Annotated in this window: 1 protein-coding gene; it reads left to right on the top strand. The window is 69.9% G+C overall.

Translation table 11 applies throughout. The features are described 5' to 3' along the window. On the top strand, window positions 1-427 hold a 427-nt coding region (locus PROKR_RS34975), incomplete at its 5' end, for a hypothetical protein (protein WP_036964328.1). Window positions 428-840 lie beyond the last annotated feature (413 nt).

The following is an 840-nucleotide window of genomic DNA, read 5'->3' as shown; positions in this document are numbered from 1 at the left end:
CATCCGGACCTGGTCGCCGCTGCTCTGGCGCGTCATCGCGCCGGCCGCGACGGCGGTGGCGGGCTACTACCCGGGCCGCCGGCTCCGGATCCTGGACGACCTGCCCGCCGGAGTCATGCGCCAGTGGGGCCGCTGGTGCCTGCACCCCGACTACCTGTTCAGCGAGCACCCGGAGCTGCGCGACCGGTTCGCGAAGGTCGAGACACCGGTCACCGCGCTGTGGACCGCGGACGACGAGCTGATCACGCCGGAGTCGATCCGGTACTGGAGCCGCGAGTTCCCGGGCACCGAGATCGAGCTCGTCGAGATGCGGGCGGCCGACCACGGCCTGAGCCGCATCGGGCACTCGGGCTTCTTCCGGCCCAAGCGCGCCGTCCTGTGGGAGAAGGTGCTGCTGCCTCGGTTGGCGCTCCGCACGCCGGCATAAGGGCCCCGCTCGCCCGCCTCATCTTCGAGGCCCAAGTTTCTTCGCTCTGAGTAGCGCCAAAGCGAAGAAACCCAGGCTTCGAGAACAAGCATCCGCGAGCGGTTCGCGGCGGCAGTCGAACGTAGGGTCGCTCGCTCCAAGAGCCGTCTTGAGCCGACCAAACCTACGTTCACCGTGCGGTTGCACATGCGGACAAGCGGACCGATCGGCGCGCGGGCGCGCCTGGTCTCGCGCGCCGGCATCAGACAGCGTGGGTGCCGGACGTCGGCAGGCTGCGAACCCCTCACCTTCGAGGCCCAAGTTTCTTCGCTCTCAGTCGCGTCAAAGCGAAGAAACTTAGGCCTCGAAGGCGAGCTTCGCACCGGGCCCGACGCCGAGCCGGACCGGGCCCGACGGCGAGCCGCACCCGGCCC

The organism is Promicromonospora kroppenstedtii DSM 19349, from assembly GCF_000515355.1.
GTDB lineage: Bacteria > Actinomycetota > Actinomycetes > Actinomycetales > Cellulomonadaceae > Promicromonospora > Promicromonospora kroppenstedtii.
The sequence above is the reverse complement of the archived record's forward strand: the minus strand, read 5'-3'. Positions and strand labels throughout refer to the sequence as shown.